We start from the raw sequence: 14,031 nt of genomic DNA, 5'->3' as shown, positions 1-14,031 counted from the left end.
ATGGCCCCGTTGTGCCAGGAAGAGCCGCTCAGCGTCTGCACCGCCCACATCTATCCCACCCAGCATCTCTTTGAGATAGAGCAGGGAGGAAATTAAATCCCATCGGCAATTTTCTGTAGAGCCGCTATATCGCGTGAAAAAGTATTGGCTGAAATCTCTGAAATCGCCTTTCTTCTTTTTAGGTCTGAAACCATCCTGCAAGCGGTCTCTGTGGTAATGCCCAACAGCGCCCCTACGTCCTCGCGGCCGAAAATGCGGCACCGTTCCATGGCGGGAGGCGCAAGCATCAGGAACAACCGCGCCACCCTTTGCCGGGAACTGCCGGTTGATAGCTCTCGCACGCAATGGTGAGAGCGCAAGACCATATCATGCCATTTTTCCATCAGTTGGCGGTTCAGCTTCGGCGACAATCTTGCTACGACTTCGCGGGGTAGGCGACAAACTTGCGTTGGCAGCAGCGCTACGGCGGCATGCTCATATTTGTCGGCAACCGTTGCCTCTAGCCCGGCAACGTCTCCTTGGCTCAAAAGGCTGACAATTCTGAAATTTCCGTCGGGTAGATATTGCTCAAGCTTGACCAGCCCTTCGCGGATTGTGAAAAGCGCCGAAGCTGCCTGATCCTGTTGGTAAAGATTTGCTCCAGGAGGAAGCCAAATGTCCTCTATTGGAAGATGAACATGGCTAAAGTCTTCGCTGGTCAGGTCTGCAAACAAGACTAAATGGCGAATGGCACATTTTTCACAGGCTTCCAGACCATACCAAGCGGCTTGAATTTGGCTCTCTCGCATAATCCGCCCGCCCTATCTGAACAAAATATTTTTGCTTCGGTCAGGTCGCTGACAAATGTCAGTGATGCCGCCCCCATTGCTGCTTATACAGGGGGCGCATCCACACCAGACAGGCATCCTAGGCACTCAAGGACCGAATACGATGATCGCTACCGAACTAGACGTCAACGCCGCTAGGCTGGCCCATCTTCGTTGGGAGGCAGCATTGGAGGCCACCGTGAACGGTGAAGGGACGCAAGAACCGCTAATGGGTCATGAGGATTGCGATCTTGGAACCTGGATTTACGGTACTGGCCTGAGTCGGTATGGCAAATTGGGAGCTGTCTGGCAGTTAAAAACTGTTCATAAGCGCTTTCACCATCTTGCCGAAGAAACTTTGTCTGCATGCGCAGCTGGCAAGGCGGAGCGCGCTGTGGAAAAGCTGGCAGCAGTTCGCAAGCTTAGTGGTGAAATACTTTTTTTACTGACCTCACTTGAACTCGATGTCATTGAGGCCGCAATCAGCCGCGCCCAACCCAATGACATTCCTTCTCGGTTGACAAGAGCGCTTTTCCCAAAACCACTCCCCCTCAACATCATTTCTATTCAGGCTTTAGGCGAGGCCGACAGTGGTCGTCATACTTTGAACGTCACAGGTGCTCGGCTTGTCCATCTAAAATGGATTCGCGATCTTCAATCGGCGTTCCGCGGCCATGGTAAGGCCATGCGTGCCCAACCAAGCGATGAGTGCAGCCTCGGAATCTGGATACATGGCACAGCCATGAGGGAGTTGGGTGCCACCGAGGCATTAAAAAGCCTTGATGCCGTCCACAAGAGATTTCATCGGGAGGTTGACTTGGTCATCTCATCTCTCAATCACGGAAAGCTTCGCACTGCCGACGAGGCTTATGAGGAAGCTCTGGTCCTGAGTGGCGAGATCATCACCCTCCTGACGCGACTACAGGTTGAACTGGCCGATTCCCAAGTTCTGTCGGCAGGAAGTTCAAAACTCTAAGCCTTCCGCAAGCTGCCTTCGAGGATAGCTCATCATGCCTTTGCGTCTTCATTCCATGCCCGCTGGCCAGGGTTGCCCCATGAACGGAAGCTCCGCATTAGGGAGCAAGGCGGGTGTCTTAAAAGGTCTTGGTGTAAAGGCCGGGTCTGGGGCGGGGCTGGGCCTCGGGCAATGCAGTACCACGACTGTTGGCAAAATGGCTGTGGGCGCCAATGGCGTTCCAATGGGATGGGGGGCTGGCGCAGGAACCGGAGCAGGTACGGGTCTGGGTGGCATAGGGCCATGTGGAACCGCTGTCGGCAAGGTGGCTTTGGGAGCCAAGTCAGCCACTCCCATAGTGTGGAGCACCGGAGCTGGTGCTGCGTCAGGTCATGGGATCAGTTTGGGACTAGGCCTTGGCCTTGGGGCATGGGGGCCGGTTTTACTGGGGGCTGGCATTGCTGCACTCGGCTATTACCTCTATGCCAACCGGAACCGAAAGCCCACCCCTAACAAAGACGAATTGGCGGTAGCCTTGAATGACGCAGCCTGCTGATCCGTAAATTTCTCTAATAAGGTGCGAGTGCCTCTTGTGGGTCAGGTAGAGCCTGCTGGTCGCCGCACGTCAGGCGACCGCTCTGCCCCCGTCAGCCGTCGCTCATGCAAACGGCCGCTATGCCGGATCAGTGCCAGATTCCGCCATTCACTTGCCGACAAATACCCTTTTGCAAGCTTCCCAAGGGTTGTTGTCACCGTGCGTCAACCTCTTCCAGAGAGATTTGAGTCATGCTGGATGGTGGCCAGTCGGGAGAAACCAACGGCAGGATCACGCGGGCGACGGTACCGCCAACAGGATTGGATTCAAATATCAGCTCACCGTCGTGGCTGCGGATCAGGCGGTGAACAATGGTCAAACCCAGGCCAGTTCCCTTGGCCCTGGTGGTGAAGAACGGTTCGAAAATCTTGTCTCGGACATCGACGGAAATGCCGCTGCCGGTATCGATTATGCGGATTTCCACCGACGGCCGAGACCGATGAAGTTCGGAGCGGGCCTCCAAGGTCAAATGGCCGCCTCTCTCCATGGCCTGGATGGCGTTGGACAGCAAGTTCTGGAACACCTGAATCAATCGGGTCCGGTCGCCCCACACCTTGGGAAGGCTGTGATGGCCGTCGGTACAAACGACGATGTCTTGCTCGGTCAGCATGGGCGTCATGGAGACGGTGGCGATTTCCAGCACCTCGTCCAAATCGACCCAATCCAGATCCAAACTCTTGGGTCGGGCGAAGTCGAGCATGTCGGTCAGGATGACGTTGCCGGGCCATAACTTGGCGCCTTGTTCCGCCATATGCGACAGATCGGAATCCACTGCCGCGCCGGTCCCCTTTGCCCGTAATCCCTGATCGGTTTGTTCCACCGACACCAAATCGCCATTGGTGCCGGATTGGTAAAGAATTCGCGTATAGGACGGCCGCTTTTGCATGAAGGTGGCGTAGCGGTCAGACAACTTGCGACGGCTGGCTTCGTCCAACGAGCCGCCCGCTCCTCCCTCCTCAGCCAGGACCAGAAGGTCGCTTTTGACCATATCGAGCGTGTTATAGATGATCCGGGCTTCGCGATTGACGCTCTCGTGCAGGCGCTGGCGCGACAGGTCGTGAAGGGTCTGGGTCGTCCGCGACAAGGTGAAGAGGGCGATGCCAGCCACCGCCATCCCGGCGATGAGATAGGTGAGACCGAAGATTTTGCGCGACGTCTTCATGCGGCAAATTTTCCCCCTGTACCATCCGCCAGCCTAATCTTCTCTCGCCGAAGCTGCTATGCTGAGCCATAGGTTTGGCCGAGTTCTTGCAATTCGGGTGCCGCACGCAACGCCAATCGCGGGAAGAAGCATGCCGCATATCCTGCTTGTCGATGACGACCGCGCCATTTGCCGGACGCTCAATCTGCATTTCCAGCAAAACAACATGGACGTCACCGTCGCCCATTCGGCCGAGGACGGCATCAACAAAGCAGAAAATCCTGAGATCGACGCCGTGATCTCCGATGTCAGGCTGCCCGGGGCTGACGGCATGAGCCTGCTATCGTCCATCAAGGCCATTCGGCCCACCCTGCCGGTGATCATGATCACCGCCTTCCACGACTTCGAGACCACGGTCGCCGCCATGCAGGGCGGTGCCATCGATTATGTGCCAAAGCCCATCGATCTGGACGAACTGGACGCGGCGGTGGAACGCGCCCTGTCCCAGGGACGCTCCGGCGAGGGGCTGGTGATCGGTGGCACCTCTGGCGGCAGCGGCACCCAGATTGTGGGCCAGTCCTTCGCCATGAAGGAGGTCTTCAAGAGCATCGGCCTCGTGGCGCAAAGCCGGATCACAGCCTTGATCCTGGGCGAGTCCGGCACCGGTAAGGAATTGGCCGCCCGCGCTGTGCACAATGCCAGCGCCGAACGTCACCTGCCCTTCGTAGCGGTCAATTGCGCCGCACTGGTGGAGACCTTGCTGGAAAGCGAGATGTTTGGCCACGAGCGCGGGGCTTTCACTGGCGCGGTCAGCGCCCACAAGGGCAAGGTGGAGCAAGTCGGCGAAGGCACCTTGTTCCTGGACGAAATCGCGGAATTGTCCATGCCCATGCAGAGCAAGCTGCTGCGCATCCTGGAAGAGAGGGAATACACGCCGGTTGGCGGAACCCAGGTCAAGAAGAGCAGCGCCCGCTTCATTACCGCGACCAATGTCGATCTGCGCGAGCGGGTCGCAAATGGGTTGTTCCGCGAAGACCTTTATTACCGGCTTAACGTGGCGACCATCACCCTGCCGCCGCTTCGCGACCGTCCGAGCGACATTCGGCTGCTGGTCGAGTTCCTGCTGCGGAAAATCAATAAGGATCTCCGCAAGACGATCCGCCGGGTTTCCGCCGACGCCTTGACTTGCCTCGAAGCCTATGGCTGGCCCGGCAATGTGCGCGAGTTGGAAAACGTACTCATGAAGGCGGCTGTCCTTCAACGCGGCGATCTGCTGACTCCCGACTGCCTGCCGCCGGAACTGCGGCGTGAACCGGTTCAGGCGGCGGCGGACGGGGCTTGCGCAGGCGTCCTGTGCTCATTGCGCGATCTTGAGCGCGATCATATCCGTCGGGTCTTGGCCGAGACTCATTGGCACAAGGGGAAGGCTTGCGACATTCTCGGAATTTCGCGTCCGCGGCTAGAACGCCGCATCAAGGAATTCGGCATGGTCTCGCCCAGGAGCAGATCCGACGATGAGGATTGAATGTCCCGTTCAGAACGTCCCACCCAATTGAACGAATCGTTCAATTGGGTGGGGGGATTTCCCCCGGTTCCACCCCGGCATCGGCAGGGGTGACGGTGGAGATGAAAATGAAAGGGACCGTGCCGGTATTACGCATGCCGTGGACTTGGCCGGTATTGGCGATGGCGATATCGCCCGCCCGCAGCCGCTTGGTCTTGCCGCCCCCCAGCAGATAGTCGCCTTCGCCGGACAAGACGACCCAGGTGTCCTGGCCCTCGGGATGTCGATGAGGCTCCAGCCCCTGGCCTGGCAGCACATGCCACGCGGTCACGATGGCGTGTTCCGACTGGCTGACGACCGAGCGCCTGACCAGTTTCGGATCAGGCTTGGCGAAATCCTCCACCGCGAAAACCCGATTTGGCGACGGGTCCTTCTTTGCCATGCTAATCAAGGGCGAATCGCGAGGCCCATCCGACCCGTTCATGGGTCTCGCTCCCGGAATGGTCGCCACCAGCGCCCTGGCATAGGATACTGCGGCGTGAACATCGGACGGGGTCATGCCGGTCTGAGCAGGAGCCAGCAGAGTGGGTTTCATCACCCCGGCCTTGACCTTTACGGCGGAAATTTCCGCCAAGACCGTGCCGAGCAGATCCATAACATGGGCGGGCTTCATGACACCCATGCGACGGTTCGGCAGCACCACCCCCATGGGAATGGCCAAGGCTGGATTAGCCTCAGTCAGCACCTTGATATCGACCAGAAGACCAAGGGCGTTGTCATAGGTATCCACCGGACGGCGGGCGGGAATCACCGGCGGCTTGGCCACCGGTGTGGTGATACCCAACGCGGCGCGGATCAGTTCCAGATCGTTGACGATGCTAAGAGCGATCCGCATGACATCATTGGGGGCGGTGGGAGGCAGACCAAGGCCATCGACCTGCAATTCGGCACGACGAAGGGCCGCAAAATTATCAGTGGGTGTCATTTCCTTGGCGACGCGGGACGGCTTTGAAATGGGAGGATTGCCAAAGACCGGACGCAGGTCCTTCAGTCCCTCCAACATCTTTTCCAGGAAGAATTTGGTATCGTCCGGCACCACTTCGCGAACGGGGATTTCCGGCACCGGCTGCAACGGCAGGCCATTGAGCTGCCGCAGGGCCTGGATTTTCAACAGCACTTCTCGGGCCTTCTGCAAGGCATGGCGCGGCAAGCGCTCCGTCAGCGCCGGCGCCTGAGGGTCCGCCGCCGGCATGGTGCCGTTTGCGTCATGAAAGGCGGACAGTTGGCTATTGACCGCTTCGATGGCTAGAAAGGTTTCAGCGGGAGTCGCGGCTGGAGCCCCGGTCCCCGCGAGGACGAGGGAAAGGAACACTCCCATGCGGACCCAATGGCACCAGCGTTGCATATTGCCCGTCCCGGCCCGGCGGTCGCCGGGCATAATCGAAATAGAGCGACGGCGAGTTTCCCCAAGCGTCTTTTCGTCATCCCCCATTCGCACAAGTGCATTTAATACCGCCGCTATTCCTGCAAATCAAATATCTGTTCTAGCGGCTCGCCTGCTTCATGGCCTTTCCCGGCAGCGTTTTGACATAGGCGAACACGCTCTTGATGTCGTCTTCCGCCAGGATGTACTTGAACTGGGGCATGACCAGGAAAGGCTCGTCCATGCGGTGCAGGCCTTCGCGGATATTGCCAAGGACCTCGGCGTCGCGCCCTTCGACGAAGCCGGGGGTGGTCAGATCGGGAATATACTGTCCCTCGGGGAAATAAGTGGAGCGTGGGCCGTCCCCTTTGCCCTTCACGCCATGACATAGGGCGCAAAGCTCTATGAAGACCTGCTGGCCGCGGGCGACCGACACACCGTGGCCTTGCTTGCGGGGGCCCGCCATGGGCTCGGCGGCCAAGGCCGAACTCGCCGTGGCGATGAAAAGGGCAAGAGCAAGGATCGTCTTCATGGCAGGCTCTCCCGATGATGGGTCAGCAGACGGTTGGTGGCGCCGAGCAGATGGGAATACGGGTTTTCCGGCGCGATGCGCAGCGCCAGGAAGGATAGGCGTTCGGCGAAGGGGAGCAGGAACCGGTCAAGGAATCGCGCCTGCTCGGCCCGGACGGCTTCGGCCAATTCATGGTCGCCTTGGGTCATGGCGTCGTGCTCGCGGAAGCACAGCACCTGCATGAACTCCAATTCGACGCAGATATGGTCTGGCAAATCATCGAAGGTCTCGGACACGTCGATGCCGCTGTCCTGATAGAAGGTCTTGATCGCCAGCATTTCTTCCAGCCGCTTGCCGTCGTCGTCGGCCGTGAACAGCGAGCCATAGGGCGGGCATGGCACCTGGGGGAAATTGGCGGAGAACAGGGCGATGTGATCGGATTCCACCTCTTCGAAACAGCGCCGACGCAAGGTCTCGAAGAAGGCGCGAAAGGATGGCCCGGCGCCATCCACCACGACATCGCCTGACGGCAATCCAGCCAGAACCGCCAGGGCCGAAGCCTCGGTGTCGGCTTGGCCGAAATAGACGTGACCATCCTCGCCGGGATGCGCCAATGCCAGTTCAAGGAAGTGATAAAGACCAGCCCAGTCAGCCGCCGGGGTGCGGACAAAGGCAGTCATGGTATCGGCGTCCATGGCTCAGATATCCTTCATCTTGGTGGGGCCGGAGACCTGATGCGGCTCGTCCAGCAGGCCCTTCATGCCGAAGCCGAAATACTTCTCCACCTCTTCAGGCGGAATATTCTTCGGCGGCACATACCAGACCGAGGGAATGGTGCCAAAATCCGGCCGGTACTGGCGACGTTCGCCCTCGTTGATTACCCGGTGGGTTGCCTTCAAGGATGTTTGGGGGTCATAGGGCTTCACCCCCAAGGAAGGATCGCGGATCATCTTGGAGATGGTGCTTTCCGGGTCCATCAGATTGCCGAAGATGCGGATCTTGCCGACGCAGCTTTTGACGCATTGCGGCTCTTGACCCTTTTCCAGCAGCGGGAAGCAGAAGATGCACTTCTGCGACTTCTTGGTCACCGAGTTGTAGTAGATCTTGTCATACGGGCAGGCGCGGACGCAGTACTGGAAGCCCTCGCACTTGTCCTGGTCGATCAGGACGATGCCGTCCTCGTTCTTGTAGATGGAACGGGTCGGACAGGCCTTCAGGCAGGCCGGGTCCGTGCAGTGATTGCAGGGGCGCGCCAGATAGAACTGCCACAGCTTGGGATAGGTGCCCTTGGGCGTGTCCTGGTACAGGTTCGAAAAGCGGTAATCGAAATAGGCCGGATCGTTGGCGCCGTTGCGACGGGGATACTTGCCGTAGGGCTGCGTCGAGACGCTGTTGAAATACATGTTCTCCTGCCCCGGACCACTGGTCCAGGTGGTCTTGCAGGCCATGGTGCAGGAATGGCAGGCCAGACATTTGTTGATGTCCAGCAACATGCCGAATTGGACCTTATTCCCATACATCTTGTTGGGCTGGCCGTAATACTTCTGCCAGAGTTCTTCGGACATGGCGCGTCTCCTCAGGCCTTCTTGACTTCACAAAGCTGGTCGAAGTGTCCGGACACCGGCCCCCAGACATTGGGTATGAAGTAGATTTCGTGGATGGGATTGATGTCGTTGTGGGTCAGGGCATTCCAGTGCCCTTCCTTGATCTGGTCGCGCTGCCAGCCGAAATAGATCAGGACGGCGCCAGGCGGCACCGATTCGCGCAGCTTGACCTTGGCCTTGACGTAGCCGTGCTGGTTGTAGGCAACCGCCCAGTCACCGGCGACGATGCCGCGCTGGAGGGCATCGGCCGGATTGAGTTCCAGCAGCGGCTGGCCGATATCGTCAAGCTTCAGCAGTTCGTCGGTGGTCCGCCAGGACGAATGGACGCTCCAGCGGGTATGGCGGGCGTGGTAGACCAGCGGATAGGACTCGAACAGCGGATTCTTGGTCTTCTTGGCTTCGGCCCACACCTTGGAGGGACCATAGGGCGTCGCCACATGGGGTTCCTTGTGGACCGGCAGTTGTTCGCCAAACTGGATGAAGCGGTCCTCGTCCTTGTAAAGCTCCTGGCGGCCCGAGGCGGTCTTGAACTTGACCTTGCCCTCGATCTCCTCGGTGAAGGAGGCATAGGGATCGCTGGGAAGGTTGACGCGGATGACGCGTTCCTTCTTCAGCCGCTCCAGGGTAATGCCCTTGACCTTGGGTCCGCCGGTCTTGAGCAGGTGGTCGGCGGCCTGTTCCGGGTGATTGAACTTGAAGATATGTTCGGTGCCGAGACGCTTGCACATCTCGTAATAGATCTCGATGTCGGTCTTGGCCTCGAACATGGGGTCCAGCGAGCCCTCGGCCATCTGGATATAGGGATGCGCCGGAGTGGTGGCGATATCCATGGGCAGTTCGTACCAGCTGACCACCGGCAACACGATATCGGCCAGTTGCGCCGTTGTGCTCATCTCGATCTCGGGGCTGACGATCAATTCGATCTCGGGCAGCACCTTGCGCATCAGATTGCTCTGGTCCGAGGCCTCGCCCAGGAGATTGCCGCCCGCCGCCCAGATGCAGCGAATCTGACGCCACAGCTTATCCTTATTGGCCATGGTCTCGGTGGGGCCGTTGACCACATAGGCCGTATCCAGCGGCACCGCCTGATGGCGTTCCGGCTTGCCTTCTTCCTTCAACGGGAAGAAATAGTCGGCCGGGTTAAGGCGCATGAGGTATTGCCCAGCCCAGGGGCTGACACCGCCGCCGTTCTTGCCGATATTGCCGGTCAGGATGGCCAGTTCCAACACGGCGCGGCCGATCAGGTCGCCGTGATACCAGTGATTGATGCCGGTGCCTGACCAGATGCTGGCGGGCTTGGCCGAGGCGTATTCCACCGCCAGACGCTCGATGACCTTGGCGGGAACGCCAGTAATCTCGGACACCGTCTTGGGGTCATAATCCTCCAGCTTCTTCAGCATCAGGGTATGGCTGGTGGAGCACGATACCGTCTTGCCGTCCTTTAGCGTGATGTCCCAGGTGCCGGTCAAGGCGGGCTTGTCGCTGAAATAGACGTCGGGAACCGCGCCGCCCATGGCGGCGTCGTAGACCATGAAGGTCTTGGCATCGCCGTCGGCCTTCACATCGGAGGCCTTGAGGTATTTGCCGTTGTCGTTGCGGACCAAGAGCGGGGCGCTGGAGGTCTTGAGCAGATGGGCGTCGTCTGTCAGGCCACGCTTGACCACCACGTGGCACATGCCGAGCGCCAACGCGCCGTCGGTGCCTTGGCGCACCCGCACCCATTCGTCCACGGCGGTGGCGGTGGGATCGTAATAGGGCGAGATATAGACCAGCTTGACGCCCTTGGCCCGCACATCGGCGAAGAAGTGGGCGTCAGGCATCCGGGTCTGCACCATGTCGGAGCCCCAGATGATGGCGTATTTGGTGTTGAGCACGTCCTTGAATTCGTGCTCTTCCGTCTGGACATTCCAGGTGATGGGATGGGCCAGCGGTAGATCACCGTACCAGTTATAGAAGGTCCCGATGCCGAAGCCGTTGACGGCGGCGAAGCGGAACCCGGCACCCTGCTTGACGATGCCGGTGGCCGGGACCGGGGGGTAGATCCACACCGCCTTGTTGCCGTATTTGGCCGAGATGCGCTTGATCTCGGAGGCGATGAAGTCGAAGGCTTCGTCCCAGGTGATGCGCTTCCATAGACCAGCGCCCCGTGCACCGACGCGCTTCATGGGGAATTTGACGCGATTGGGGGAATAGACCCGGCGGTGATAGGTCAGCCCCTTCATGCAGCCGCGCGGATTGTAGTCGTCGTCGGGGTAATCCAGCGGCGGCTCGACGCGGAGCACGATGCCGTCCTTGACCACCACGTTCCAGCCGCACGAACCGGTGCAGTTGGGCATGTTGATGGTGCGCACGATGCGCTCGCCCTTGAACTGGTTGCGCAGCCCTTCTTCCCAGGGGCGGTCCTTGCGCTCGGTAAGGGCGGCCATGGCCGGACGGCTGAGCGACAGCGGCAAGCCCGAAGCCAAAGCGGCGGACAGGCTACCTTTGACGAAGGAACGGCGATTGATGGTCATGATCTTCCCCCGGAAGATGAACAGATAACAATGCGCAAAGGACAACGTCTGAACGGCCGCCGCCTCTTGATGAGAGACGGCGGCCAGGCATGACGCGTCAGTTCCCCATGGACAGGGTTTTGACGACGGTCTCGAAGGTCTGGATGGTGCCCAGCACGGTGGGGCTGCCCCAACGCACATGGTGCTTGTTCTCGGGAACCTTGGCCAAAGAGATCAGCAGGTTGTTGAACGCGCCCAGGTCATTGGTCTCGAAATAGGTGATGAAGTCGGTGTCGTCGAGACCGGTGGAGTGGTAGAGCTTGCGCTTGACGTTCACCAGGTACTGCAACGTCGGCTGGGTATGGACCTCCATCTCCTTCAGACGCTCCTCGTCGGAGCGGTTCCACCAGGCGGCATCCTTCTTCACCGGGATCATGATGGCGTATCGCGGCGCGTCGCCGGTATAGCTGGCCGAGGACAGGCCGGAATTGAGATCCGGCGACTTATCCTTGCTGATGTAATTGAGTGCCTTGGTGATGCCGACCAAGTTCTCGGTCACGTCCGAATACATGCCGAAACGGGTGGCGCGGAAATCCACCAGGAACGCCTGGGTGGCCGCCATATCCATGGAATGGACGCGCAGGAAATAGTCGCTTTGAGCCTCGAAGCCACGAGTGAGATAGGCATCGGCGATGATGTTGGCCTTGTGCTTCTCGACCACGGCCATCACCTCGGCGGCGGCGCCTTTGCGCTCGGCGGCCGACAGCTTGTAATAGTCCGAACGGAGCTTGTAGGTGGAGAAATTGCCGAACACGCCGGGCGAGGTCAGCAGCTTGGCGCGGTCGGCCATCATCGGAGCGGCCATGGCCGGCTTCATATCGCCAGCCATGGGAGCCTGCTGCGCCTGGGCGGCGCCGGAAACGGCGAAAATGGCAGCAGCGGTAATAGCGGCGGCGATCGCCGTGCGAGCGCGGTTCTTGAGCATATGGGTTCCTCCGACAGTTGGACTGCAGGTGGTCGCCGGATTCCCCCGGTTCCCCCCGTGGCTGGTCGCAACAGCGGCAGCTTGCGTCGCGAACTCAGCCGACGGAGATCTAAGGGCAAACGCCATGCCAAACAGGAATGACAAGAAGGCTGGCCATAACCCATTATTTTTATGTGGCTATTAGAGGGGCGCGATGGATGCATTTGTTGAGGATGGTTCATCGCAATGTGCAAATCTGACATGCAGATTGAACGAAACGTTAAATGCTGATCGCCTTTCTCAAGTGACTGAATTGGGTCATGTCCGGGCGATTGCCCCCACGTTGCGTCTGACGGCTATGCGACCGACAGCCGCCATTGGGAAAGTCTGCGACCTTTATCACCGCTCTCGCCCCCTGTTCCGCTGCGGCTCCTCGATGGCAGCATCGACCACGGCGGCCCAGATCTCCCGCATCCAGCCGACGACGGTGCGGTGCCGCTGGACAAGATCATTCCCGCCGACGAGCCGCAGCCAGGCGGCAATGCCATCGGTGACCAGGCGGGCAGGATTGCGGATGATCGAGGAATGCCCCAGGGCCATGGCACCAACCTCCAGCAGGAAGCGCAGATGCCGATCCGCCCGGCGGACGATGATATCGCGCAGGGTGCCGTATTGATTGAGGTCGGTGGCATAGGCCGCCAATGATTTTTCATACTGGCCCCACTCCGGCCCCTTGTTTTGTCGCAGAGCCGCGACGGCCTTGGTGTCGGCCCGCCATTGGTCGAACTCCCTCTCGATGCCATGGGCCTTCACGAAAATGCCAAGCGCCCTTTTGTCATCCTCGACGGTGTCCCGCTCGCCTTTGACATTGGTGAGCAGGGCGATCTGTTCCTGTTCGGCCTGGACCGCCCGGCGCTGCGATTCCTCGGCCTCGGTCCTGGCGGCGATGGTGGCCTTGCGGGATTCCTCGGCGGCCTGCTGCGCCTGTCGGGCCAGCAAGGTGGCGTGCTCGGCACCTTGGCGAAGGATGTCGGCGCGGATGGCGTCCTGTTCGGCTTGCAGGCGGATTTCGCGCGCGGCCTGGCGCTCCGCTTCGGCGGCGGCGACCCGGTCCTCCAACTCGGCGTAGAACTTGCGGATCGGCCTGTGGTGGGCCTTGCTCTGGCGCTGGCCGCGCTTCAGGCCCAGGGGCTCCATGGCGTCGGCGTAGCGATCCTGGCGGGCGGCGAAAGCCTCCTTGCCGCTTCCCATCACCTTGTCGTGGTTGAGGGTCCAGCCCATGACCGGCGCCGCCTTGGTGCCATCCTTGCGGGGCCGGCCTCGCCCGTTCTTCTGCACATTGACCGCCGTCGTGACCCAGACGTGGGCGTGCGGCACGGATTCATCGAGATGGAGGGTGACGGTGACGAGATTGGGGCCGAACTCGCCTTGGAGGAACTGGACGGTCGCCGTCCTCCAGGCCGCGAGGCGATCCTGGTTCCAGTCGCCGTCTCGGCCGGTATGGCCATCGCCGCCAAAATAGGCGTGGGAGGCGGTGACCAGCAGCTCACGGGCGACGACCTGGCCGGCCTTCGGCTCAAGGCCGACGGCGGCCAAGCGCGTCCGCACATCCGCGACCACGTCGCCGGTGCCCACCAGGACCATATTGGTGGCACTGCGTTCGGGGTCGATATTGTCTCCCAACCAGCTTACGGCCGGATCCCGGACGGTGTGCTGCGTAGCCTGTCGAAGCTCCCCCCACGTATGTGACTTCCGCCCATGGCGAAGGATGCACATAGGACCGCCGCCTCCGCCATTGTTGTCGTTGTCCGCCATGACGCCCTCCCTGCGAAATCGCCCCGCCGTCGACATCGAGCGAAAAAAGGGAAGGTCAATGGGGAAAAGGCAAAAAAAGAGCCAGCTCGCCTAAAAGGCGGCACCTACGCCGTCGGGATTCTCTTCGCGAATGCCGACCGTATGCCAGGGAGAGCCCTGGACCCCAAAGAGGGAAGGAACCGCTGTTCGCGTTTATTGTTGAACCGGAGGGGCGATCAGAT

12 protein-coding genes are annotated in these 14,031 nt (G+C 60.1%); 3 read left to right on the top strand and 9 right to left on the bottom strand.

Going from position 1 to position 14,031, the window contains the following annotated elements; all coding sequences use genetic code 11:
* Positions 1-92 precede the first annotated feature (92 nt).
* The gene (locus CCC_RS21865; RefSeq protein WP_082036713.1) at positions 93-788 is read right to left on the bottom strand and encodes a Crp/Fnr family transcriptional regulator; all 696 of its coding nucleotides are present in this window, start codon (positions 786-788) and stop codon (positions 93-95) included.
* A gap of 142 nt (positions 789-930) precedes the next feature.
* Between CCC_RS21865 and CCC_RS20290 the strand changes: the two genes are divergently transcribed.
* Complete coding sequence (locus CCC_RS20290) at positions 931-1,782, top strand: CZB domain-containing protein (protein ID WP_041042921.1); 852 nt, start codon at positions 931-933, stop codon at positions 1,780-1,782.
* A gap of 728 nt (positions 1,783-2,510) precedes the next feature.
* Here the strand turns inward: CCC_RS20290 and CCC_RS20285 are convergent.
* Positions 2,511-3,518 (bottom strand): two-component system sensor histidine kinase NtrB, encoded by a 1,008-nt coding sequence (locus tag CCC_RS20285; RefSeq protein ID WP_009869134.1) that lies wholly within the window; start codon positions 3,516-3,518, stop codon positions 2,511-2,513.
* 130 nt (positions 3,519-3,648) lie between these two features.
* On the opposite strand from CCC_RS20285, the gene CCC_RS20280 reads away from it, so the two are divergent.
* Positions 3,649-5,022, top strand: coding sequence for a sigma-54-dependent transcriptional regulator (locus tag CCC_RS20280; RefSeq protein WP_009869133.1), 1,374 nt, complete (start codon positions 3,649-3,651; stop codon positions 5,020-5,022).
* Positions 5,023-5,062: 40 nt separating this feature from the next.
* On the opposite strand, the gene CCC_RS22880 is transcribed toward CCC_RS20280, so the two are convergent.
* The 7 genes from CCC_RS22880 to CCC_RS20245 all read right to left on the bottom strand — a co-directional run bounded on the left by CCC_RS22880 (position 5,063) and on the right by CCC_RS20245 (position 13,771).
* Positions 5,063-6,178 (bottom strand): cupin domain-containing protein, encoded by a 1,116-nt coding sequence (locus CCC_RS22880; RefSeq protein ID WP_236686428.1) that lies wholly within the window; start codon positions 6,176-6,178, stop codon positions 5,063-5,065.
* Positions 6,179-6,545: 367 nt separating this feature from the next.
* Entirely contained in the window at positions 6,546-6,956 is a 411-nt protein-coding gene (locus CCC_RS20270) for a c-type cytochrome (RefSeq protein ID WP_009869131.1), read from the bottom strand.
* Complete coding sequence (locus tag CCC_RS20265) at positions 6,953-7,630, bottom strand: TorD/DmsD family molecular chaperone (RefSeq protein WP_009869130.1); 678 nt, start codon at positions 7,628-7,630, stop codon at positions 6,953-6,955. Before CCC_RS20265 ends, CCC_RS20270 begins: the two co-directional genes overlap by 4 nt.
* Before the next feature lie 3 nt (positions 7,631-7,633).
* Positions 7,634-8,500, bottom strand: coding sequence for a 4Fe-4S dicluster domain-containing protein (locus CCC_RS20260; protein ID WP_009869129.1), 867 nt, complete (start codon positions 8,498-8,500; stop codon positions 7,634-7,636).
* 11 nt (positions 8,501-8,511) lie between these two features.
* Positions 8,512-11,052 carry a molybdopterin-dependent oxidoreductase gene (locus CCC_RS20255; protein ID WP_160295550.1) on the bottom strand — a complete coding sequence of 847 codons (2,541 nt, stop codon included), beginning with the start codon at positions 11,050-11,052 and terminating at the stop codon, positions 8,512-8,514.
* A 97-nt stretch (positions 11,053-11,149) separates the two neighbouring features.
* Positions 11,150-12,016, bottom strand: a complete 867-nt coding sequence (locus tag CCC_RS20250) for a chlorite dismutase family protein (protein ID WP_009867516.1) — start codon at positions 12,014-12,016, stop codon at positions 11,150-11,152.
* A 378-nt stretch (positions 12,017-12,394) separates the two neighbouring features.
* Positions 12,395-13,771: a plasmid recombination protein gene (locus tag CCC_RS20245; protein WP_269078898.1), complete on the bottom strand. Its 1,377-nt coding sequence runs from the start codon at positions 13,769-13,771 to the stop codon at positions 12,395-12,397.
* Here CCC_RS20245 and CCC_RS22875 point away from each other — a divergent pair.
* Positions 13,754-14,031 (top strand): hypothetical protein (locus CCC_RS22875; protein WP_236686427.1); only part of this gene is annotated, 278 nt, incomplete at its 3' end. The two genes, CCC_RS20245 and CCC_RS22875, sit on opposite strands and share 18 nt — an antisense overlap.

Origin of the sequence: Paramagnetospirillum magnetotacticum MS-1 (genome assembly GCF_000829825.1) — a bacterium.
In the GTDB taxonomy this organism is placed as follows: Bacteria; Pseudomonadota; Alphaproteobacteria; order Rhodospirillales; family Magnetospirillaceae; genus Phaeospirillum; species Phaeospirillum magnetotacticum.
Note: the sequence above shows the minus strand (reverse complement) of the source record. Positions and strands in the feature narration are given on the sequence as shown.

Bases quoted from the DNA above. Each gene is read 5' to 3' on its own strand.
- CCC_RS21865 (WP_082036713.1), bottom strand. From the start codon at position 788: ATGCGAGAGAGCCAAATTCAAGCCGCTTGGTATGGTCTGGAAGCCTGT.
- CCC_RS20290 (WP_041042921.1), top strand. From the start codon at position 931: ATGATCGCTACCGAACTAGACGTCAACGCCGCTAGGCTGGCCCATCTT.
- CCC_RS20285 (WP_009869134.1), bottom strand. From the start codon at position 3,518: ATGAAGACGTCGCGCAAAATCTTCGGTCTCACCTATCTCATCGCCGGG.
- CCC_RS20280 (WP_009869133.1), top strand. From the start codon at position 3,649: ATGCCGCATATCCTGCTTGTCGATGACGACCGCGCCATTTGCCGGACG.
- CCC_RS20270 (WP_009869131.1), bottom strand. From the start codon at position 6,956: ATGAAGACGATCCTTGCTCTTGCCCTTTTCATCGCCACGGCGAGTTCG.
- CCC_RS20265 (WP_009869130.1), bottom strand. From the start codon at position 7,630: ATGGACGCCGATACCATGACTGCCTTTGTCCGCACCCCGGCGGCTGAC.
- CCC_RS20260 (WP_009869129.1), bottom strand. From the start codon at position 8,500: ATGTCCGAAGAACTCTGGCAGAAGTATTACGGCCAGCCCAACAAGATG.
- CCC_RS20255 (WP_160295550.1), bottom strand. From the start codon at position 11,052: ATGACCATCAATCGCCGTTCCTTCGTCAAAGGTAGCCTGTCCGCCGCT.
- CCC_RS20250 (WP_009867516.1), bottom strand. From the start codon at position 12,016: ATGCTCAAGAACCGCGCTCGCACGGCGATCGCCGCCGCTATTACCGCT.
- CCC_RS20245 (WP_269078898.1), bottom strand. From the start codon at position 13,771: ATGTGCATCCTTCGCCATGGGCGGAAGTCACATACGTGGGGGGAGCTT.